Origin of the sequence: Empedobacter sp. UBA7248, assembly GCF_002472945.1 — a bacterium.
Taxonomy (GTDB): domain Bacteria; phylum Bacteroidota; class Bacteroidia; order Flavobacteriales; family Weeksellaceae; genus Empedobacter; species Empedobacter falsenii_C.
Genome location: NZ_DKSU01000006.1, coordinates 36,238 through 56,387, shown reverse-complemented (window position 1 = coordinate 56,387; position 20,150 = coordinate 36,238). Strand labels below are relative to the sequence as shown.

General features: G+C 31.2%; 23 protein-coding genes. 10 read left to right on the top strand and 13 right to left on the bottom strand.

All coding sequences use genetic code 11. The annotated features are described in order from the left end of the window. Positions 1 to 49 precede the first annotated feature (49 nt). From B4A23_RS04990 to B4A23_RS04980, 3 genes are all read left to right on the top strand, one after another. Complete coding sequence (locus B4A23_RS04990) at positions 50 to 1,273, top strand: aminotransferase class V-fold PLP-dependent enzyme (protein ID WP_291117605.1); 1,224 nt, start codon at positions 50 to 52, stop codon at positions 1,271 to 1,273. Positions 1,274 to 1,354: 81 nt separating this feature from the next. After that, entirely contained in the window at positions 1,355 to 1,603 is a 249-nt protein-coding gene (locus tag B4A23_RS04985; protein WP_291117602.1) for a hypothetical protein, read from the top strand. A 14-nt stretch (positions 1,604 to 1,617) separates the two neighbouring features. Then, positions 1,618 to 2,409, top strand: a complete 792-nt coding sequence (locus B4A23_RS04980) for a DUF3667 domain-containing protein (protein WP_291117599.1) — start codon at positions 1,618 to 1,620, stop codon at positions 2,407 to 2,409. Between the two features lie 55 nt (positions 2,410 to 2,464). Here B4A23_RS04980 and B4A23_RS04975 read toward each other — a convergent pair whose 3' ends face one another. The 3 genes from B4A23_RS04975 to B4A23_RS04965 all read right to left on the bottom strand — a co-directional run bounded on the left by B4A23_RS04975 (position 2,465) and on the right by B4A23_RS04965 (position 4,024). Further along, positions 2,465 to 2,791 (bottom strand): single-stranded DNA-binding protein, encoded by a 327-nt coding sequence (locus tag B4A23_RS04975; RefSeq protein ID WP_180906278.1) that lies wholly within the window; start codon positions 2,789 to 2,791, stop codon positions 2,465 to 2,467. An 80-nt stretch (positions 2,792 to 2,871) separates the two neighbouring features. Next, positions 2,872 to 3,255, bottom strand: coding sequence for a DUF3037 domain-containing protein (locus tag B4A23_RS04970; protein ID WP_291117594.1), 384 nt, complete (start codon positions 3,253 to 3,255; stop codon positions 2,872 to 2,874). Beyond that, positions 3,233 to 4,024, bottom strand: a complete 792-nt coding sequence (locus B4A23_RS04965) for a HipA family kinase (RefSeq protein ID WP_291117591.1) — start codon at positions 4,022 to 4,024, stop codon at positions 3,233 to 3,235. The genes B4A23_RS04970 and B4A23_RS04965 overlap by 23 nt, the downstream gene beginning before the upstream one ends. A gap of 121 nt (positions 4,025 to 4,145) precedes the next feature. On the opposite strand from B4A23_RS04965, the gene B4A23_RS04960 reads away from it, so the two are divergent. Beyond that, entirely contained in the window at positions 4,146 to 4,781 is a 636-nt protein-coding gene (locus B4A23_RS04960) for a SanA/YdcF family protein (protein WP_180906281.1), read from the top strand. A gap of 36 nt (positions 4,782 to 4,817) precedes the next feature. Here B4A23_RS04960 and B4A23_RS04955 read toward each other — a convergent pair whose 3' ends face one another. From B4A23_RS04955 to B4A23_RS04945, 3 genes are all read right to left on the bottom strand, one after another. Further along, the gene (locus B4A23_RS04955; protein ID WP_291117588.1) at positions 4,818 to 5,348 is read right to left on the bottom strand and encodes an adenine phosphoribosyltransferase; all 531 of its coding nucleotides are present in this window, start codon (positions 5,346 to 5,348) and stop codon (positions 4,818 to 4,820) included. Positions 5,349 to 5,441: 93 nt separating this feature from the next. Beyond that, positions 5,442 to 5,870 (bottom strand): acyl-CoA thioesterase, encoded by a 429-nt coding sequence (locus tag B4A23_RS04950; protein ID WP_291117584.1) that lies wholly within the window; start codon positions 5,868 to 5,870, stop codon positions 5,442 to 5,444. An 85-nt stretch (positions 5,871 to 5,955) separates the two neighbouring features. Then, positions 5,956 to 6,216, bottom strand: coding sequence for a hypothetical protein (locus tag B4A23_RS04945; RefSeq protein WP_291117581.1), 261 nt, complete (start codon positions 6,214 to 6,216; stop codon positions 5,956 to 5,958). 255 nt (positions 6,217 to 6,471) lie between these two features. Between B4A23_RS04945 and dnaA the strand changes: the two genes are divergently transcribed. The 4 genes from dnaA to B4A23_RS04925 all read left to right on the top strand — a co-directional run bounded on the left by dnaA (position 6,472) and on the right by B4A23_RS04925 (position 9,760). Next, positions 6,472 to 7,899 (top strand): chromosomal replication initiator protein DnaA, encoded by a 1,428-nt coding sequence (gene dnaA / locus B4A23_RS04940; protein WP_038333589.1) that lies wholly within the window; start codon positions 6,472 to 6,474, stop codon positions 7,897 to 7,899. A gap of 18 nt (positions 7,900 to 7,917) precedes the next feature. Next, positions 7,918 to 8,364 (top strand): low molecular weight protein-tyrosine-phosphatase, encoded by a 447-nt coding sequence (locus B4A23_RS04935; RefSeq protein ID WP_291117579.1) that lies wholly within the window; start codon positions 7,918 to 7,920, stop codon positions 8,362 to 8,364. 9 nt (positions 8,365 to 8,373) lie between these two features. After that, on the top strand, positions 8,374 to 9,081 hold the full coding sequence (locus B4A23_RS04930; protein WP_286501802.1) for an SAM-dependent methyltransferase: 708 nt from the start codon (positions 8,374 to 8,376) through the stop codon (positions 9,079 to 9,081). Between the two features lie 205 nt (positions 9,082 to 9,286). Further along, positions 9,287 to 9,760, top strand: coding sequence for a DUF962 domain-containing protein (locus B4A23_RS04925; protein WP_291117576.1), 474 nt, complete (start codon positions 9,287 to 9,289; stop codon positions 9,758 to 9,760). A 49-nt stretch (positions 9,761 to 9,809) separates the two neighbouring features. Here the strand turns inward: B4A23_RS04925 and B4A23_RS04920 are convergent, their stop codons facing one another. The 5 genes from B4A23_RS04920 to B4A23_RS04900 form a co-directional block, all read right to left on the bottom strand. Next, on the bottom strand, positions 9,810 to 10,364 hold the full coding sequence (locus tag B4A23_RS04920; RefSeq protein ID WP_291117573.1) for a hypothetical protein: 555 nt from the start codon (positions 10,362 to 10,364) through the stop codon (positions 9,810 to 9,812). Between the two features lie 134 nt (positions 10,365 to 10,498). After that, complete coding sequence (locus tag B4A23_RS04915; RefSeq protein ID WP_291117570.1) at positions 10,499 to 11,566, bottom strand: SGNH/GDSL hydrolase family protein; 1,068 nt, start codon at positions 11,564 to 11,566, stop codon at positions 10,499 to 10,501. Between the two features lie 89 nt (positions 11,567 to 11,655). Continuing rightward, positions 11,656 to 13,083: an adenylosuccinate lyase gene (gene purB, locus B4A23_RS04910; protein WP_038333596.1), complete on the bottom strand. Its 1,428-nt coding sequence runs from the start codon at positions 13,081 to 13,083 to the stop codon at positions 11,656 to 11,658. Positions 13,084 to 13,104: 21 nt separating this feature from the next. After that, positions 13,105 to 13,959, bottom strand: coding sequence for a fructosamine kinase family protein (locus B4A23_RS04905; protein WP_038333597.1), 855 nt, complete (start codon positions 13,957 to 13,959; stop codon positions 13,105 to 13,107). A 56-nt stretch (positions 13,960 to 14,015) separates the two neighbouring features. After that, the gene (locus B4A23_RS04900; protein WP_038333598.1) at positions 14,016 to 15,305 is read right to left on the bottom strand and encodes an adenylosuccinate synthase; all 1,290 of its coding nucleotides are present in this window, start codon (positions 15,303 to 15,305) and stop codon (positions 14,016 to 14,018) included. 229 nt (positions 15,306 to 15,534) lie between these two features. On the opposite strand from B4A23_RS04900, the gene B4A23_RS04895 reads away from it, so the two are divergent. After that, positions 15,535 to 16,224: a DsbA family oxidoreductase gene (locus B4A23_RS04895; protein ID WP_291117567.1), complete on the top strand. Its 690-nt coding sequence runs from the start codon at positions 15,535 to 15,537 to the stop codon at positions 16,222 to 16,224. Between the two features lie 55 nt (positions 16,225 to 16,279). On the opposite strand, the gene B4A23_RS04890 is transcribed toward B4A23_RS04895, so the two are convergent. Next, positions 16,280 to 16,885: an N-acetylmuramoyl-L-alanine amidase gene (locus tag B4A23_RS04890; protein WP_291117563.1), complete on the bottom strand. Its 606-nt coding sequence runs from the start codon at positions 16,883 to 16,885 to the stop codon at positions 16,280 to 16,282. A 125-nt stretch (positions 16,886 to 17,010) separates the two neighbouring features. Here B4A23_RS04890 and B4A23_RS04885 point away from each other — a divergent pair, with 125 nt between their 5' ends. Beyond that, the gene (locus B4A23_RS04885; RefSeq protein ID WP_291117561.1) at positions 17,011 to 19,407 is read left to right on the top strand and encodes an outer membrane beta-barrel family protein; all 2,397 of its coding nucleotides are present in this window, start codon (positions 17,011 to 17,013) and stop codon (positions 19,405 to 19,407) included. 49 nt (positions 19,408 to 19,456) lie between these two features. Here B4A23_RS04885 and B4A23_RS04880 read toward each other — a convergent pair whose 3' ends face one another. Continuing rightward, a complete protein-coding gene (locus B4A23_RS04880) occupies positions 19,457 to 20,074 on the bottom strand; it encodes an N-acetylmuramoyl-L-alanine amidase family protein (RefSeq protein WP_291117558.1) in 618 nt (205 codons plus the stop codon). Between the last annotated feature and the right edge of the window lie 76 nt (positions 20,075 to 20,150).

The following is a 20,150-nucleotide window of genomic DNA, read 5'->3' as shown; positions in this document are numbered from 1 at the left end:
ACTTTTTTATTACACATCACTCATAGCTCATTACTCAAAACTAAAAAAAATGTCAATAGATATTCAACAAATAAGAAGTCAATTTCCAATTTTAAATAGAGAAGTCAATGGAAAACCATTGGTTTATTTAGATAATGGTGCAACTTCTCAAAAACCGAAAGTTGTTTTAGATGTTTTAGACGAATATTACGAAAAGTACAATGCAAATGTACATCGTGGAATTCATACATTAAGTCAAGAAGCAACAGATTTGATGGAAGAATCGCGTCGTAAGATTCAGAAATTTATCAATGCGAAACATGATTATGAAATCATTTTTACGCGTGGAACAACGGAAGGAATTAACTTAGTTTCTAATTCACTTCGTAATGTTTTATCAGCCGATGATGAAATTATTATTACCGAAATCGAGCATCATTCTAACATCGTTCCTTGGCAATTGTTGTGTCAGCGAACTGGTGCAAAACTGAAATATATTCCGTTAACTGCAGAAGGTATTTTGGATATTGATAAATTGGATGATTTATTGACAGATAAAACTAAATTAGTTTGTGTTAATCAAGTTTCGAATGCTTTAGGTGTTGTAAATCCGATCAAAACAATTATCGAAAAAGCACATGCAAAAGGTGCTTGGGTTTTGATTGATGCGGCACAATCTGCTCCACATACGGTTATTGATGTACAAGCAATGGATTGTGATTTCTTGGTTTTTTCTGGACATAAAATGTACGGTCCAACTGGAATCGGTATTTTGTATGGAAAAGAAGATATCTTGAATGAATTACCACCTTTCCACGGAGGAGGAGAGATGATAAAAGATGTAACGATGGAAGTTTCGACTTACGCTTGTTTACCTTTTAAATTTGAGGCTGGTACACCAGATATTGCAGGTATTATCGGACTTGGAGCTGCGGTAGATTTTATCAATTCTATCGGACTGCAAACGATTCACGATTATGAAAAAGAATTGGTAGATTATACCATTCAACGTTTATCAGAATTTGATGAAGTGGAGATTTATGCAAAAGATGCAGAGCATTCTGGTGCTGTTTCTTTCAACTTAAAATTTGATGGTGTTCATTCATCTGATGTCGGGATGATTTTGGACAAAAAAGGAATTGCAGTTCGTACAGGACATCATTGCGCGCAACCAATTATGCATCATTTCAATATTCCGGGAACGGTACGCGCTTCATTCGCTGTTTATAATACAAAAGAAGAAATAGATACATTTATCGAAGGTCTAAAAACCGCGATTAGAATGTTAGGATAATATTAAAAGGATTTCATTTTTTGAAATCCTTTTTTGTTTCAATTAATTTTTTATTTTTGACGTAATTAATACTAAAAACTTATGCAAACTAAAAATAAATTATCAGAACTAACATTAGATGAATTACAGACTAAACATAAGAAAGTTAATAAACTAACAATTACGATTCAAATTATATTACTTATAATTTCTATTTCACTTATTCTTGGATTTTTTGCTAATTATTTAAAACCTATAAATGTCGTTTTTGTTTCTTTATCTGTCATTTTTATTCCATTTATTACAGGTTTAAATCAAATCAACCAAGAATTAAAAAATAGAAATAATTAATTCTTAAGATTTTTATGAGTGATAAATGTATGACTTGTGGTAATTTGATTACAGAAAATTTCTGTGGAAATTGTGGTCAACGTAAAAATAAGAGAATTAATAAAACTTATATATTGGATGAATTGCAAGATTTGTATGCGCATACAAACAAAGGTTTCTACTATACATTAAAGAAAACAGCAATAAATCCTGGTAAAACAGCAAGGGAATTCATTGAAGGAAGCCGTGTTAATCATTATAAGCCTTTAATGTTTGCTCTAGCACTTTCTGGTATTGCATCATTTTTAAGTTATCAAGTAATTGGTTTAAATGACATTTTTAAAGAGACTTATAAGTCTATGGGACTTAATAATGAGTTTTCAAATGATATAATTGCCTTCTTAGCTAGTAATAATGCATTATTGATGTTAGCATTACTTCCATTTTTTGCTATACTTACAAAAATTGTTTTTAGAAAATGGGGTGAAAATTATTATGAACATGTAGTGATGAATTCATTTATTTTATCGTTTTATACAATAAGTTCAATATTATTAATTTATCCACTAATGTATTTTTTTAAAAATGATTTGGAAATTATTTTTAAAATCACATCATTAAGTTTTTTATTACTTCCATTTATTTTATTCTTCTTTTATAAGAATTATTATCCAACAAAATCAGTAAAATTGATTATATGGAAAATCTTTTTAATTTTTTTGTTAATGATACTTTCATATATCGTTTTAATAATCATATTTAGTCTAATAGTAGGTTTAATGATTGTAATAAATCCAGAGTTTGGAAACTATTTTAGAAAAAGTTAATTAATAAAACAATAAAAGGGAAACGAACTAATCCGTTTCCCTTTTATTTTAAACGCTAAAGAAGTACAATTTCATCAATTATAATTTCTGTAATCGTTTTTTGTTGATCATCTTTATCTTGATAATCTCGGTAAGTCAATTTGCCTTCTATAGCAAGTTGTTTTCCTTTTTCTACGTGTTTTTCGATCACATTTACAATTGGTCCGTAAGCAACTAAATTGTGCCACGTCGTTTGCTGCACTTTCTCACCTTTGCTATTTGTGTAGCTTTCGTTTGTTGCTAGACTAAATTTTGCAAGCTTCTTTTCGTTTTCTAATGTTTTAACTTCAGGATTGCTACCAACATTCCCAATTAGCTGAACTTTGTTTCTTAATGTACTCATGGCGATAAATAATTTAAAATTAATGTATAACCAAATTTAAGAAAATGTTTTTAAAATATTCGTTTTTAAGTATTTAACTTTTATAAAACATGTTCTTTAAATAATCGATCCAAGGTTTTATCAAGGTTTGTTGTTTTACCTGGATGCGGACGAGAACTTTGGATAGACGAACTTCTGACAGCCGTTAACCAACGAAAACGTTCAGGCGTATCGAAATTAGAGACAGCAGATTCGGGATGAATTCCTTCGGCAATTTTAGACAAAGCATTCAAATTACTGTCAATAAAATCAAGGTCTAATTCGTGGCAAAAAGCATTGATTCTATTGTCATTAATAAAATATTTTACTTTCAAATAATCTTCTTTTTTCGAAAATAAAATTACTCCAACATTGATAAATTCTTCGCGTTCAACTTTCGGAACCAAACGAAGAATCGCATACTCATATAAGATTTTTTCTGGCATTGTTTGCTTCGTTTATAAAAAGTTCGGTATGTTGTAATCGAGTTTTGATAAATGTTTTGTAGACCGTTTTCATTTCTTCGTGAGTAGAATGCGTAACTTCTGTTTCTAACCATTCATCAGGAATCAAATCGACAATTTTATCAATGATTTCATCATTCAAAATCGCTTTAAATTCTGTATCAACTTCTTCAAGTTTTGTCGCATTTTTCAATAAAACATGGTCTTTAATAGGTGTAAAAGGAGCAAGAGCCGCTTTTTCCCAATTGTCCCACGAATGATGAAAATAATAAGATGCACCATGATCTATCAACCACAATTCTTTATGCCACATCAACATATTTGTATTACGAAAAGTACGATCTACATTCGTCAAAAATGCATCTAACCAAACGATTTGCGAAGATAATTTGTTATCAATTTTCATCACAGCAGGATCATAATTGATTGCACCAGACAAATAATGCAAAGCCAAATTAGTTCCTTCGCTAAATTTTAACAAATCCTGAATTTCTTCATCAGCTTCGGATTGACCAAAATATTCGTCCAAATTTGCAAAAACTAATTCAGGAACTTTAAATCCTAAAACACGTGCAATTTCTCCTCCTAACAATTCAGAAATCAGCATGCGAGGGCCATGACCAGCACCTTTAAATTTTAAAACATATTTAAAACCGTCATCTGCATCAGCTAGTGCTGGCAAAGAACCACCTTCGCGCAAAGGTTGCAAATAGCGTTCAACGGTAACTGTTCTTAACTCAATCTCATTCATTCTCTAAAATTACGATGAAAAATTTAAAATAATTTTCACATTTATAATTTTTAAATATCACTAAACTTATAGACTTTTGAATGTTAAAATTTTTTAAAATAAAAGATAGTTGAGTAAACTTGTGAAAATAGGAAGATTTGTAATGCGTAAAAGTATGTTTATCGTTGGATTAATAACGGTTTTTACTTTGATCGTTGCATTGATTATTCAGATTTTTACTTCGTATTACATTTACAATTATCAAGGAAATATTCCGTCAGATTATCGTGTAGCAGTTGTCTTTGGTGCAAAAGTGCAAGCTAATGGACAACCAACTCGTTTTTTAAAAGATCGTTTGGATGCTGCAATTCGACTTTACAAAGAAGATCAAGTGGATGTAATTTTACTTTCTGGAGAAAAACTTCACGAGAATTTTAATGAAATTGATGTGATGGAAAAATACTTGTTGGATAGAGGTGTCAAAATTGAAGATACTTATCTCGATGGGGCAGGTTTGGACACGTATAGCACGATTTATAGAACCAAAAATATTTATCAATTTGATAAAGTGATTTTAATTTCTCAATCTTATCATCTCAAAAGAGCGCTTTTCTTAGGAAAAGTTTTCGGATTAGATTGTATTGGATATAATGCAGATAGCGGACCTTATAAAACAGAAGGTAAACAGAGTTTTAGAGAGATTTTAGCGAATATAAAAGCTTTGTTGGATATTGGGAATGAAAGAGCGCCTGAAGTGATTATAGCGCCTAAAAAATAAAAAACTCCGCTCAAAATTTTGAACGGAGTTTTTAGTTTAATATTCTGTTAAAGTAACAATATCAGTTGTGAAAGACGTTAATTTATCCTTTCCTTTTAAGAAAGTCAAATCAACAATAAATGAAAATTGTGTTGTTTTTCCGCCACATTTTTCTACCAATTTAGCACAAGCTTCGGCAGTTCCACCAGTTGCCAAAACATCATCGTGAATTAAAACTCGCGCACCATCTTTGATGTAATTCGAATTTACTTCTATCGTTGCTTGTCCATATTCCAAATCATACGATTGACTAATTGTTGGAGGAGGTAATTTACCAGCTTTACGAATTAATACAAAAGGGACTTTTAATTTTTGTGCAATCTGAATTCCGTACAAAAATCCACGGCTTTCAATTCCACAAACAATATCCACTTTACCTTTTGCTTTTTCTACAAAAGCGTCTACAATTTCGTCCGAAAGTTCAGGATTTAAGAACAATGGAGTAATATCTTTGTAGACAATTCCTTCTTTTGGAAAATCGATAACGTCTACAATCGTTTGATTGATTTTTTCTTGAAGTGTTGACATTCGTTTTTAATCATGTTTTGTTAAGGAACAAATTTAATGAGAAATCATGTGCAAGAATTTGTTTTAACGAATAATTAATCATTCTAAATAATATTATAAACCTAAACTTATCCAAATACGTTCCGGAATACGAACAGGACGTCGAGTTTCGGCATCAATACAACATAAAATAGTGTATCCTTGATTAATTATTTTTCCCGCTTCATTATATATATTGTAATCAAATCGAATGCGAACACCTTTGTCGCGCTCATGAACGGTTGTTTCAATCTCGATTAATTCATCGTACAAAGCGCTACCAATATATTTTGTATGCATTTCGATAATCGGCATCTGAATTCCCATTGCTTCCAATTCGGCATAAGGAAAACCACGCTCACGCATCAATTCTACACGACCAATTTCATAAAACTCTGGATAGTTTCCGTAATAAACCACTTTCATTTGATCGGTGTGTTTATATAGAATACGAGTTTTGGTGCGAAAAACATTTAATTGTTCAGTTTGTTCTATCTTCTCCATAATTTTCTAAAAACATCATTTTAATCTTCAAAAGTAGAGAACAAAAAAAAGACTTTATCATTAATTATATAAAAAATGAAAAAGTCTATTCAGTAATTTTTTTGTAATCCATCCAACTAAAAGAAGTTTGTGAAGAATCTTTTTGCTTTTCTTTTAAGAAATCGTATTGAATTTGAATAATCGTTTTAAAAGTAGGATTTGCTATTTCATAATAAAAAGTCCTTACATTTTCTTCTTCACCTTGTTCAATTCGTAAAAGAGAAAAATTATTTTTGATGCCCAAATCATTTAAATGATTTTCTACTTTGATAATTGCGAAGTCAATTTTTTCTTGTGTAATTTCCATAGTGATACAAAAATAAGAATTAATAGTTTTATAAGCCAAAATATGTCCGAAAAGATTATCTTTGCATTACTTTTATTTTATCTAAAACTACTTATTGATTATTTTGAATTATACAAAGTATTTTTTAATATATCAATACCTAAATCATTTTTTTTATTCAAAATTTGTTCACAATTTTGTAGAGAAGGGTTGATGAAAATTTAACATTGACTTTCAGTAATTTACATTAAAACTTAAGCACTTTTGGACAATATTATGACGATAACTGCAAATTCTGTGTGGGAAAAATGCTTGTCTTTTATAAAAGACAACATTGCGGAAGATGCCTTCAATACTTGGTTTGTACCGATACGTCCGGGCAAACTAAATAATAATGTTTTAACAATACAAGTACCAAGTAAATTTTTTTACGAATGGTTAGAGGAACATTATATCAAAATTTTAAAAAGTGCCTTACAAAAAGAATTAGGTTCTGATGCAAAATTGGTATACAGTATTTTGATGGATCAAAAGTCGCAAGGACGTGAGCCATTTACGGTACGTATTCCAAGTTCGAACAAAGAAAAACCTCGCCCACAAGAGGTAGAAGCGCCAATTAATTTGCAAGCTGGTAAAATGATGAATCCTTTCGTTATTCCAGGATTGCAAAAATTAAAAATTGATTCGCAATTAAATCATAACTATACATTCAATAATTTCATCGAAGGAGAATCAAACCGATTAGCTCGTGCGGCTGGTCGTGCGATTGCCAAACGCCCAGGAGGGACTTCGTTCAATCCACTATTCATCTATGGTGGAGTAGGATTAGGAAAAACTCATTTGGTGCATGCGATAGGTTTAGAAGTAAAAGATTTACACCCAGAGAAAACTGTTTTGTATGTTTCTACTGAGAAATTTACACAACAATTTATCGAAGCTGTAAAAAATAATAATCAAAATGATTTCATTCACTTTTATCAAATGATTGACGTTTTGATAATGGATGATATTCAGTTTTTATCTGGAAAAGCAAAAACGCAAGAAGTTTTCTTCCATATATTTAACCATTTACATCAAAGAGGAAATCAGATTATTTTGACTTCGGATAAATCTCCAGCAGATATTCAAGATATGGAAGATCGTTTGATTTCTCGTTTCAAATGGGGATTATCAGCCGATTTACAAAATCCTGATTACAATACACGTCTTTCAATTTTGAAACAAAAATTAGAAAACGATGGTATCGAATTTCCTGATGAAGTAATGGATTATATCGCACAAAATATTGATACAAATGTGCGTGAATTAGAAGGTTCATTAAACTCAATCATTGCACAAGCAACGTTGAATAAACGTGAAATTACGTTAGATTTAACAGCACGTACGTTATCAAAATTAGTACAAACTGCTCGCAAAGAAATCTCGATTGATTACATTCAGAAAACAGTTTGTGAATACTTCAAAGTGAAGATTGAAGATATTCAGTCAAAAACACGTAAACGTGATGTCGTACAAGCGCGTCAATTAGCAATGTATTTTGCAAAACAATATACAAAAGCGTCTTTGGCAAGTATTGGTACACAAATCGGTAAACGTGATCACGCAACAGTTTTACATGCATGTAAAACAGTGAAAAATTTACAAGAAACAGATAAGCAATTCCGTGGTTATATCGAAGATATTTCACGTAAAATTGCAGATTAATCTATAAATACTTTTTCAATGAAAATTTTGATGGTTTGTTTAGGTAATATTTGTCGTTCTCCGTTGGCAGAAGGAATTTTACAAGCAAAGGTTGGCGACAATCATTTGGTAGATTCTGCTGGTACAGGCGATTGGCATGTTGGTGAACAGCCAGATAGACGCTCGGTTGCGGTTGCTAAAAAACATGGTGTTGATATTTCTGATCAACGCGCGATGCATTTCAATCCAGTTTTTTTCGATGAGTTTGATTTAATCTTTGCAATGGATGAACAAAATTTAATTGATTTGCAACAATTAGCTCGAAGCGAAGAGGAGCAAAGCAAAATCAAATTGATTTTGAAAGATGGAATAGGGCAAACGCAAAATGTGCCTGATCCTTACTACGATGGTGAAGATGCTTTCGAGCATGTTTATCAATTATTAGATGAAGCCACAGACGGAATCATCAAAAAATACAATCTTTAAAATTATACAATGAAAACGGCTAAAGTTTATTTGATTCCTTCACTTTTAGGTGAAAGCGAACACAGTAGAGTATTGCCTTTATACAATCTTGACGTTATTCGAGCAATTGATACGTTTGTGGTAGAAAACGAAAAATCTGCACGTAAATTTATCAAACAAGTTTGCCCCGAAAAAGTTCAAGCCGATTTAGATATTTACATTCTAAACAAAGATACAGAGCCAGAAGAAATGTTAGATTTGATCAAATTATTGGATCAAAACAAAACGATCGGAATTATTTCCGAAGCTGGTTTGCCTGCTGTTGCAGATCCGGGTGCGCAGTTGGTAAAAGTTGCGCAACAGAAACGCATCCAGGTAGTTCCTTTGGTTGGTCCATCGTCGATTTTGTTGGCGTTAATGGCTTCTGGAATGAATGGTCAAAACTTTGCTTTTCATGGTTATTTACCAATCGATAAAACGGAACGTAAAAAGAAATTGGCACATTTGGAAGCTGAAAGTGCAAAGACTGGAATTGCTCAAATTTTTATGGAAACGCCCTATCGTAACAATCAAATGGTAGACGATTTAACGAAAATTCTTCGTGCCGAAACCAAGATTTGCGTTGCATGTCACATTACATTAGAGGACGAAGATATCCGCACGTTATCGATTAAAGAGTGGAAAAATGAAAAGTATGATTTTCATAAACGTCCCGCAATTTTTGTCATGCAAGCTTAAAATTTTTATAATATAGATCAACACTTCGTGTTTCTTTTCGCGAGTCGTTGCTCCAAAGTATACGAGAAAGCCAACATATAGATGTTGGCTTTCTCGTATAATCGTTTTTTGTGGTGAAAATAGTTGAATTGAATTAAAATATTTTAACGATTAGGTTTTATAATTTATCCAAATTCAACCTATATTTAATATAAAATCATCCAAAATGAGAAAAATAGAACAACTTTTTAGTGAATATGGAGAAAGTCATCAAAATGGGACAAATAAAACCATTCATTGGATTTGTGTTCCGCTCATCTTTTGGACGATTCTTGGTTTTATTTCCTACATTCCAACACCGCATTTTTATATTCCAAGTTTTGGTTATATCAGTATAGCTTCAATCATTGCATTGATGATTGTTTCAATCTTTTATTTTAGATTATCGGTTGTCGTTGGTCTAATCATGATTTTTCTAATGTTGATTATGGAATATTTTATTTCGTTGTGCAATCTTCAATTCGGTACAAAATCTTGGATAGTTTATTTAGTAGTTTTTATCATTACATGGATTCTGCAATTTGTAGGTCACAAAATAGAAGGGAAGAAGCCAAGTTTTCTTAAGGATTTACAATTTCTGTTGGTTGGACCAATTTGGTTGTTAGGTTTTATTTTGAGAAAAGTTGGTATAAAATATTAGTTATTATTTAAAGGTAATTAATTTTTCGTCAGCTATTATACTCAATATTTTAACAAGGAAACCACCAATGCATATTGTATAATTTTCCATTTTTAATGAATATTTTGATATGTCCATCAGAAATATTATGCTCATCTTCTCTTAATTGAATTACTTGTAACTTACCTTCATTATAAACATCTATTGTCCCAATATCATTCATTGCATTTGGAAACAATTTTTTAAGTTCTGTAATAGTTGTTTGTGAGGATAATTTTTTTCCTTTGTATAAGATGTAATTATTCTTTGAGAATCTGAATTCATCAACTGCAAATTCATTTTTAGAATTTTCAAAACGAGAGCCATCTTTATAATAGTATTTATCATCCATGTTTTTGGTTCCATCTTTATTTTCGAAAATATAAGAACAAGGAGCTTCTTCTGACATCAACATTATACTATCAGCTTTACCAAAAACGTTTTCAAAATCTTTTTTGGTAAAAAATCGTTTAAGTTTTCCATTAAAAAGAATGTCATCTGTTTTCAAGACTTCATTTTGATTATTATCAGGTTTAGGATTTTCAGTATTTGTATTTTGAACAATATTAACTGAATTATTATTCATCTTTTTACATGAATAAAAAAATAGAATAAGGATGGTAATAGTTAATCTCATAGGTTAGTTGTAATTGTTTAATAATTAGTGATTAAGTTAAGATTTTTATTGATTACATTTTAAAATTATTTTTTGAAAATAATCTATTTCTTACTCAAAATTTCATTTACTTTTTTCTCAATAGCTTCTGATAATCTACTAAAACCTAAATCATTTGGATGAATTCCGTCTGTAGAACCTTCGTAATCTGAACCGATTAAATTATCACCTTTCAATAAATACAAATCTTTTACACCTTCTTTTATCAATGCATCGTATTGTGCACGATAGGTTTGATTTTGTCTTATCATATCTTCGTGAGCAGTTAAATCAAATTTACTCATCGGTCGAATCAAGCTTTCTAACATCAAAATAGGAGTTTTTGGATGATGTTTTCGGAGTAATTTAACGAACGGAATTGTTCTACTTTTGATTTCTTCAGGAGAACTATTCGGAACACAATCCAAGATAAACAAATCAACACCTTGAATATCTTTAATCATTTCAGCTAATTCAATTTCAATTTTAGCATTTCCACTCAAACCAAGATTAATGAATTCGTAACCTGTTTTTCGCGTTAAAATTGATGGATAATTCATTCCAGGACGACTTGCTGACGCACCTTGTACAATGCTCGAACCATAAACCACGATTTTCTTTTTATACGCAATCGGTTGATTGATAAAATTTGAAGAAGCATCAATTCCTATTTTTAAGTCTGTAATTTCGTTCCAAAGTGGCAAATAAAGCATGAATTCCTTTTCTGTCTTAGATAAATTTTTGACAATATCATATTCACTTTTGATATTTTGCTGATTTGGTAAAGCCGCACCTGCAAAAATCCACTTTCCGTTTTCTTTGATATACAAATCCAATCCACGCGCCATGATTCCAGTTGTATTCGCACCCAGATAAGTAGAACGAGTTGTCCAATCTAGTTTTATTTGCGATGTATTCGATTTGAATGTAACATATAATCCAGCGGGAGCAGTAAATAAACCTTTTACTTTTTCGGGAAGATTTGCGTATTTGTTGGTGTCGATTCTATGATAGAAAGGTGCATTATCAAAGGCTTTTCCTTGTATAGTAAATTCTTTATTTGTGATATATTTGATTTGTCCAAATAGTTGAAAAGAACAAATAAGTGCAAAAAGCAGAAAGAATTTTCTCATTGATTGAAATTGATTAAAGGTTAAAATTAAAAAAAGACTTCCAATTCGGAAGTCTTTTTTTTTGTTTCATGTGTTTGTCTTAAGCGTGTTTACACTTTAAGGTCTGTGTGAGCGCCTAAAAGTGCTTTATTTTCTTCGATAATTGGATCAACCAAATCTTTTAAGAACTCTTCTGTCTGTTCAGAAGCAAATCCTGTAAAGTTTTTCGGATCTAATAATTCGACTAATTTTTCTTTGTCAATCTTCACATTATCATCAGCAATGATACGCTCAATCAAATCGTTAGATTTTCCTTCCATTTTCACTTGTTTTGCAGCTTCCATAGAGTGTGTACGAATAATTTCGTGTAATTCTTGACGATCTCCACCATTTTTAACACCTTCCATAATGATATATTCGGTTGCCATAAATGGTAATTCTTCCGCGATATGCTTCTCGATGATTTTAGGATAAACGACTAAACCATCTAAAATATTGTTCCAAATGATTAAAATTGCATCAATCGCTAAGAAAGCCTGAGGAACAGCTAAACGTTTATTGGCAGAATCATCTAACGTTCTTTCGAACCATTGCGTAGATGCAACCATTGCAGGAGAAGTTGCCAAAGACATCACGTATTTAGCTAAAGAAGCGATACGCTCAGAACGCATAGGATTACGTTTATATGCCATTGCAGAAGATCCAATTTGATTTTTCTCGAAAGGTTCTTCAATCTCTTTTAAATTTTGTAATAAACGTAAGTCGTTTGTGAATTTATGTGCAGATTGAGCAATGTTTGATAATAATTCTAATGCTTGTGCATCAATTTTACGATCGTAAGTTTGTCCAGAAACTGCAAAAACATTTTTGAATCCGAAACGTTCAGATAATTTTTTGTCTAATGTTTTTACTTTTTGGTAATCTCCATCAAATAATTCTTTGAAAGAAGCCGCTGTACCAGTTGTTCCTTTTACTCCACGAAAACGTAAAGTATCTATTCTGAATTCTAATTCTTCTAAATCTAATAAAACAGATTGTAACCAAAGTGTTGCACGTTTCCCTACTGTTGTTAATTGCGCTGGTTGGAAATGTGTAAATCCTAAAGTTGGTAAATCTTTGTATTGACGTGCAAATTTTGCTAAACCATCAATCACATTGATTAATTGCCCTTTTACATGTTGAAATCCATCACGAATCTGAATCAAATCTGTATTATCGCCAACAAAAGCTGAAGTCGCACCTAAGTGAATAATCGCTTTTGCGCTTGGAGCAACATCTCCGTAAGTGTGAACGTGAGCCATTACATCGTGACGAAATTTCTTTTCGTAAGCCGCAGCAACATCATAATCAATATTAGTTGCGTTATCTTTTAACTCTTGAATTTGTTCGTCTGTAATATCTAATCCAAGTTCCTTTTCAATTTCTGCTAAAGCAATCCAAAGCTGTCTCCATGTTGTGAATTTTTTCTCAGGAGAAAAGATATATAGCATTTCGTCACTACAATATCTCGATTCTAAAGGATTTTGATACTTGTTCATTGTATTTGTTTGTTTTGTTTTTTAAAATTTTTTCAAAATGGTTTGCACATCTTTCACATAATAACCTTCGAAAAGGTAAGCGTGTATCAACAATGGAAATAATTGTGCAATCGGTAAACGCTCTTCAAAATTTGGTGCTAAAGGATTATTTTCGTGATAAGCATCAAAAAATACATCATCAAATCCTCCAAAAAGCTTTGCAATAGCCAAATCCATTTCGCGATGACCATAATAAATTGCAGGATCTATAACCGAGAATTCACCTTTTTTGTTGGCTAAAATATTTCCATTCCAAAAATCTCCATGCAATAAAGCAGGCTTTTCTTCTGGAAATATCGAATTCAATTGTTTACATAAATTCTCTGCAGATTTTATTTGTTTTGAATTGATTAATTGTTTGTTTTGCAGTAGTTTCATCATTGGCATGATGCGATTTTTTGCATAAAATTCGCTCCAAGAATCCGTTAAACTATTCGGTTGAACGACAATTGCAATGTAATTATCTTCTGACCAACCAAATTGTTTACTTGTATTTTGATGAAGTTTTGCTAAATTTTTTCCTAAGTTTTCCCAATTTACAACAGTTGGAGTAGAGGTTTCCATCCATTCTAATAATAAATATTGAAAATCTTTTCCAGCTTCGCCAACATTTACCACTTTCGGAACCGAAAATGTTTTGGTCTTTTTGATGGCTTCTAAAGCACGTGCTTCTTTCTTGAAAAGATGAGGAAAGTTGTTGGCGGAATTTACCTTTAAAAAATATTTTTTATCAAACGATTCTAATCGAAAAGCATCATTAATATCACCACCTTTTATTGGGACGATAGAATCTATACCTAAATTCAATTGTTTTAATCGTTCTAAAATTTCATTCATAAAAATATCTCATAAAGTTATAGCCCAACAAAAGTCAGGCTATACTATTTAATTTATTAAAATAAAGTTGTTCTAATAATGTTTTGAGAACGCTCTGGTCCAACCGAAACTAAATAAACTTCGATTCCTAAGTATTTCTCAATGTAGTGGATGTAGTCTTGCGCTGTTTGCGGTAACTCATCAAAAGATTTTACGTTTGTAATATCTTCTTTCCATCCTGGTAACTCGTCGTATTGTGCTTCGTAATCAGCTAATTTAGTTGTAGAAGAAGTGAAATAATCAATGATTTTTCCGTCTTCCGTTTTGTAACCTGTACAAACTTTTACTGTATCAATATTCGACATTACATCTAATTTAGTGATCACTAAATGTGTAATTCCGTTAATCATACAAGCGTGTTTCAAAGCTACTAAATCTAACCATCCCGTTCTACGTGGACGACCTGTTGATGCTCCGAATTCGTGACCAACTTGACGAATTTGTTCCCCCAATTCGTTGTCTAATTCTGTTGGGAAAGGACCGTTACCAACGCGTGTACAATATGCTTTCGAAACTCCGATCAAATTTTTCAATTTTGTAGGAGGAACTCCAGCACCAACACAAACTCCACCAGTTGTTGGAGAAGACGATGTAACGAATGGATATGTACCAAAATCGATGTCTAACATTAATGCCTGCGCACCTTCGAATAATACATTTTTACCTTCGTCAATCGCGTGATTGATTTCTAATTCAGAATCCATGATACGTTCTTTCAAACGCTCTCCGTAAGCTAAATATTTTTCGTAAATATCTTCGAATTTTAATGGCTCTTTATTGAATAATTTTTCGAATAAAGCATTTTTAACCACTAAATTTTCTTTGATTTTTTCTGCTAAAACCTCAGGATTTAATAAATCAATTGCACGAATACCAACGCGCGCTACTTTATCCTCATAACAAGGACCAATTCCGCGTTTTGTTGTACCAATTTGACTATCTTTTCCTGCAAATTCTTCACGATATTCGTCTAACAAAATGTGATAAGGCATAATGATATGCGCTCTTCTTGAGATAAAAACGTGATCTGTAGAATAACCTTTTGCTTCTAATTGTTCAGTTTCTGCAAAAAAAGCTTCAGGATTTACTACGACACCATTCGCAATAATACATTTTCCTTTGCATTGTAAAACTCCAGAAGGTAATAAGTGTAAGACAAATTTATCATCGCCTACATATACCGTATGACCAGCGTTGTTACCACCTTGGTAGCGTACAACATAATCCGATTTTTCGGCTAATACATCTGTAATTTTTCCTTTTCCCTCGTCACCCCATTGAAGACCGACTACTACGTGTGTTGACATATTGTTTGTTCGTTATTTGTTTTGGAATAAAAATGAAACTAATCATCTTATCTTGGTTCACTGCAAAGGTAATTTAAACCTTGTCTTAAACAAATTTAAAACTCAATTTAGCACGATTATTTTTCAAGATTTTGTTAATAATTTTTCAAGATTAAATTAACCGAAAAATAACCGAATCCATTCAAATAAAAAGCGTATTTTTACAAACTTTTACACCAAAAATTTCCATATGAAAATTGAAATCTGGTCGGATGTAATGTGTCCGTTCTGTTACATCGGAAAAAAACATTTTGAACAAGCTTTAACGCAAATTCCTTATCAAGATAAAATACAGGTTGAATGGAAAAGTTTTCAGTTAAATCCTGATTTATCTAAAACTGAAATTACTTCTGTGAATGATTATTTGATAGAAGCAAAAGGAATTTCGGAAGAACAAGTTTCGGCAATGAATAATCAATTGGCTGAGATGGGAAAAGCTGTTGGAATTGATTTTCAACAACAAAATTCTAAAGTTGTCAATACAGGAGATGCTCATCGATTGATTCATTTTGCGCAAACGAATGGAAAAGGTTCGGAAGCAGAAGAAAGACTTTTTAAAGCGTATTTTACTGAAGGTAAAAATGTGGCTGATTATGAAGTTTTGGCTGAATTGGGTGAAGAAATTGGTTTGAACAAAACCGAAGTTCTTGAAATGCTAAATTCTGATGCAAATGTTTTTGAAGTTGCTTCGGATATTTTAGATGCACGTAATATTGGTGTTTCTGGCGTTCCGTTTTTCGTAATTGACCGTAAATATGCACTTTCTGGTGCTCAACCTATCGAGTATTTCGTTTCTGCTTTGACACAGGCTTACGAAAAAGATCATTTGGATCAACCGCAAAATGGTGCTTCTTGTGATGTTGACGGAAATTGTGATTAAAACAATTTGCAAATAAATATAGAAAAGGACTTCAATAGAAGTCCTTTTTTTCGTTTTATATCGATTGATAATTTTCTAAAAATTGTACAATTTTTTCTGCTAATTGATTTTTATGATAAGCACTTTTCAAAGTTTCGGCATCAGTAGAATTACTGGCGAAGCCTAATTCGATTAAAAAAGTTGGCTTTTTAGAATCTCTTAATATTTTAAAATTAGCTTTCTTCAAGCCTCTGTTTTCAATGGAATTAATACTTACTAATTGTGCTAATTCAGTTCCAATTTTTTCTGTATTTACATCTGTATTATCTTTATTGATAAAAACTTCAGCTCCTTTTAGTTCCTTATTTGAAGCATTATTCAAATGCAAAGAGATAACTAATTCAGGATCCAATTCATGCATTTTATCAACACGAGATTGTAAATCAAGAAAATCATTCCCATCTCTCGTTAAAATAACATTGATATTTTTCTTTTTAGCTAATTGTTGAATTTTTTGAGCCAACTCTAAAGAATATTCACTTTCTACAATATTTCCATTATTTGAACCTTTATCAAAACCGCCATGTCCAGCATCTATGACAAAAGTTTTAGAAGTTTGTGCAAACATGGTAGATGTTGCAAATAAACTTGCAATAGCAAATAGATATAGTTTCTTTTTCATAATAGTCGTAATGATTTAATTAATATAAACATAATCAATTATTTATAAAAAACTACATTTTTAGCCTAAAAAAGATGTAACATTTTAGCGATTCAAGCGTCTATAAGGTATAAAAATTAACACAAATGAAATTTTACGCATCCATTCTAACGCTTTTTTTACTCCAGAATTTTTTATCTGCTCAATATTCTATAAAAGGTAAAATTGTCAACCAAGAAAATCAACCTGTCGAATTTTTAGATGTTTCTATCATTCAAAATGATTCAATTATAGATTTTATTACAACAAATACAGATGGAACTTTTCTTCTTAAAACTCCAAAAGGAGAAATAGAATTAATAATAGAAGAAATGGGAAAAGTTGTAGAACAACGAAAAATAACTGTAAACAATGATTTGGATGTAGGAAATATTGCGATAACAAGTCAACAATTAGGCTTGAAGGAGGTTTTGGTGCAAGGAAAAGCGAAGACGTATGAACGATTTGTTGATCGTTTAGTTTTTAATGTAGAAAATTCTATTGCGGCAATTGGAGGAGATGCTTTAGATGCTTTGAAAAATACACCTTCTGTCAAAATTAAAGATGATCAAATTTCTATTGTTGGAAAAAGTACGGTGAATGTTTTGGTAAATGATAGAATTGTTCAGATGAGTGGAAATGATTTAACAAATTATCTCAAAAGTATTCCATCTGCAAATATCAAAAAGATTGAAGTGATAACAAATCCTCCTGCAAAATATGAAGCTGAGGGAAATAGTGGATTAATCAATATTGTATTAAAAGAAGCAAAGCAAAATGCGTGGAGTACAACGTTTAGAAGTTCGTATACGCAAGGAGTTTATGGGATTCTGAATGATGGAATTAATTTTTCATACTCCAAAGATAAATTTTCTGCGTTGGTTGATTTATCGCATTATACAGGAAATAATATCTACACCAATGATATGAATTATGATTACCCAACTGAACATTGGAATCAAAAGGTAAGAAATAAAAATATGTATAGAGGTTTATCTGGTTTGACAACTTTAAGTTATAAGATAAATGACAAAAATACAGTTGGAATTCAGTTTAATGGAGGCCATAATTACAATGGAGGAAAAGAAAGAACAAGAACAATTAGTAATCAAAATGGTCAGATTATCAAAGATTTTTCTACCAATTCTCGTACAGGTGGAGATGGGGATAACTATAATTTGAACTTAAATTTTACTCACAAGTTTGATACAATTGGAAAGAAATTTTCTGTTGATTTAGATTATATGTCGAATACTGGAGCTAATGAAAACGATTTTATTTCGGATATGTATTTCAAGAAAGAGCGCAAAACAATTTTAGCAAATAATCTAAATGATAAGGATATTCAGAATATTTCGGGGAAAATTGATTTTTATTTTCCATACAAAAAGGGAACGTGGGAATTTGGTTCAAAAGTAAGTTCTACAGAATCTGATTATAAATTAAATTCAGTTTTTACAGATATCAATACCAACGAGAATTTGATGACGCAAAATGATCATTTCAATTATACTGAGAATGTAGAAAGTTTATATTTATCGTATCAACGAAAATTATCAGATAAATGGTCAACTAAAATTGGACTTAGAGGAGAATTTATGCAATCTAAAGCCAACTCGATTACCACAAATATTATTACGGAGAAAGAATATTTCAAATTATTTCCAACATTTTATATTCAATATCAGCCAACAGAAGATCATTCGTTCAATTTTAATTTTGGACGAAGAATTCAACGACCAGCTTTTTGGGAATTAAATCCAAATAAATGGTACAGTAATCCTATTTCTTACACAGAAGGAAATCCTTTTATGCAGCCAGCTTTTGTGTATAATTTCGAGTTAAGTTATGGATTCAAAGATTATTTACAAGCAAAAGTTTATTATCAGAATATACAAGATGGTTTTGGTCAAATTGCCTTTCATCAAGAACAAGAATTGGATGGAGAATTGACGCAAACACAAATATTTAAGCGACTAAATTATTATAAAATGTCTAATTACGGAATTAGTTTATCATCAACTTTAAAACCTTATAAATGGTGGGAATCTAATCTTGAATTTAATTTTGGATTTAATAAATCAATCAATGAAATTGATGTATTAGATAAAGAATATACAGGAAATGGAGCTAATTTTTCGGTTTATAATAACCTGAATTTAAATACTAAAAAAACGTTTACGGCTCAAGCTAATTATACGTTTACACCAAAAGGAAAAAACAGAGAATTTAATTATAGTTCAAGTTCTTCGTTAGACATAGGTTTTAAATATTTGGCGATGGATAAGAAATTAACGTTGTCGTTGATGGCTTATGATATTTTCAAAACAGATCTTTCAACATTGTCGACAAATGTGCAAAATATTCCGCAATCGTTTAGACAATATTATGATTCGCAATCGATACGTTTTTCGGTTTCATATAAATTTGGTAACTCAAAAATCAATGTGAGTAAACGTCAAACGTCTAATGCAGAAGAAGCAAATAGAAGTGGAGGAAAATAGAGAAAAAACAAAAAATCTCAGAGCATTTTGCTCTGAGATTTTTTCATGTCTAATTTTTCAATGCTTCAAAAATTTTATCTGCTATTTTAGGGTAATTACTTTCGTTTGTTAAGATTTTTCGGTCATTGTCATTTGTCAAATAACCGATTTCAATCATAATAATTGGAACTTGTGAATCTCGTAATATTTTCGAATTTGTTTCAACAATTCCTAAGTTTTCAAAACCTAAAGAACTTATACTTTTTCCAATTTTTTCGCCAAGTATTTTACATTCTTCGAAAGTAGGATTCAACGGAGAAAGGTGAATTTCTGTTCCTTTTTTCGAATCTTTTACATTATAATTTGCGTGGATTGATAAAACCAAATCAGGTTTTATTTCATTAATCATTTTCGCACGACTTGTATTGATAATTTGTTCGTCACCTTTTCTCAATAATACAAAGTCAACATCTGTAAAAGGATTTTTTTCTTGAATAATTTCTGCAATTTTCAGCGCAATATCTTTTTCCTGAAATTCATCTTTTTTTACGCCAGTATCTGTTCCTCCATGTCCAGCGTCCAAAAGGATTACGCGCTTTGTAGAAGGTGTTTTATTTTCGATAAAATTTGTTTGCGCAAAAAGACCTGTTGTTAAGATTAAACAAAAGATCTGAAATAGTTTTTTCATGGGTTGTTCAGATTAAATTGACCTACTTTAAGCAATAATTGTGCTTTTTTTTCTAAATAATTGGTTAAATAAATCT

Coding starts and splice junctions, on each gene's coding strand:
- B4A23_RS04930 (WP_286501802.1), top strand. CDS start 8,374: ATGAAAACGGCTAAAGTTTATTTGATTCCTTCACTTTTAGGTGAAAGC.
- B4A23_RS04900 (WP_038333598.1), bottom strand. CDS start 15,305: ATGTCAACACACGTAGTAGTCGGTCTTCAATGGGGTGACGAGGGAAAA.
- B4A23_RS04945 (WP_291117581.1), bottom strand. CDS start 6,216: ATGGAAATTACACAAGAAAAAATTGACTTCGCAATTATCAAAGTAGAA.
- B4A23_RS04880 (WP_291117558.1), bottom strand. CDS start 20,074: ATGAAAAAACTATTTCAGATCTTTTGTTTAATCTTAACAACAGGTCTT.
- B4A23_RS04950 (WP_291117584.1), bottom strand. CDS start 5,870: ATGGAGAAGATAGAACAAACTGAACAATTAAATGTTTTTCGCACCAAA.
- B4A23_RS04915 (WP_291117570.1), bottom strand. CDS start 11,566: ATGAGAAAATTCTTTCTGCTTTTTGCACTTATTTGTTCTTTTCAACTA.
- purB (WP_038333596.1), bottom strand. CDS start 13,083: ATGAACAAGTATCAAAATCCTTTAGAATCGAGATATTGTAGTGACGAA.
- B4A23_RS04980 (WP_291117599.1), top strand. CDS start 1,618: ATGAGTGATAAATGTATGACTTGTGGTAATTTGATTACAGAAAATTTC.
- B4A23_RS04965 (WP_291117591.1), bottom strand. CDS start 4,024: ATGAATGAGATTGAGTTAAGAACAGTTACCGTTGAACGCTATTTGCAA.
- B4A23_RS04895 (WP_291117567.1), top strand. CDS start 15,535: ATGAAAATTGAAATCTGGTCGGATGTAATGTGTCCGTTCTGTTACATC.
- B4A23_RS04985 (WP_291117602.1), top strand. CDS start 1,355: ATGCAAACTAAAAATAAATTATCAGAACTAACATTAGATGAATTACAG.
- B4A23_RS04925 (WP_291117576.1), top strand. CDS start 9,287: ATGAGAAAAATAGAACAACTTTTTAGTGAATATGGAGAAAGTCATCAA.
- B4A23_RS04970 (WP_291117594.1), bottom strand. CDS start 3,255: ATGCCAGAAAAAATCTTATATGAGTATGCGATTCTTCGTTTGGTTCCG.
- B4A23_RS04955 (WP_291117588.1), bottom strand. CDS start 5,348: ATGTCAACACTTCAAGAAAAAATCAATCAAACGATTGTAGACGTTATC.
- B4A23_RS04935 (WP_291117579.1), top strand. CDS start 7,918: ATGAAAATTTTGATGGTTTGTTTAGGTAATATTTGTCGTTCTCCGTTG.
- B4A23_RS04890 (WP_291117563.1), bottom strand. CDS start 16,885: ATGAAAAAGAAACTATATCTATTTGCTATTGCAAGTTTATTTGCAACA.
- B4A23_RS04905 (WP_038333597.1), bottom strand. CDS start 13,959: ATGAATGAAATTTTAGAACGATTAAAACAATTGAATTTAGGTATAGAT.
- B4A23_RS04920 (WP_291117573.1), bottom strand. CDS start 10,364: ATGAATAATAATTCAGTTAATATTGTTCAAAATACAAATACTGAAAAT.
- B4A23_RS04975 (WP_180906278.1), bottom strand. CDS start 2,791: ATGAGTACATTAAGAAACAAAGTTCAGCTAATTGGGAATGTTGGTAGC.
- dnaA (WP_038333589.1), top strand. CDS start 6,472: ATGACGATAACTGCAAATTCTGTGTGGGAAAAATGCTTGTCTTTTATA.
- B4A23_RS04990 (WP_291117605.1), top strand. CDS start 50: ATGTCAATAGATATTCAACAAATAAGAAGTCAATTTCCAATTTTAAAT.
- B4A23_RS04885 (WP_291117561.1), top strand. CDS start 17,011: ATGAAATTTTACGCATCCATTCTAACGCTTTTTTTACTCCAGAATTTT.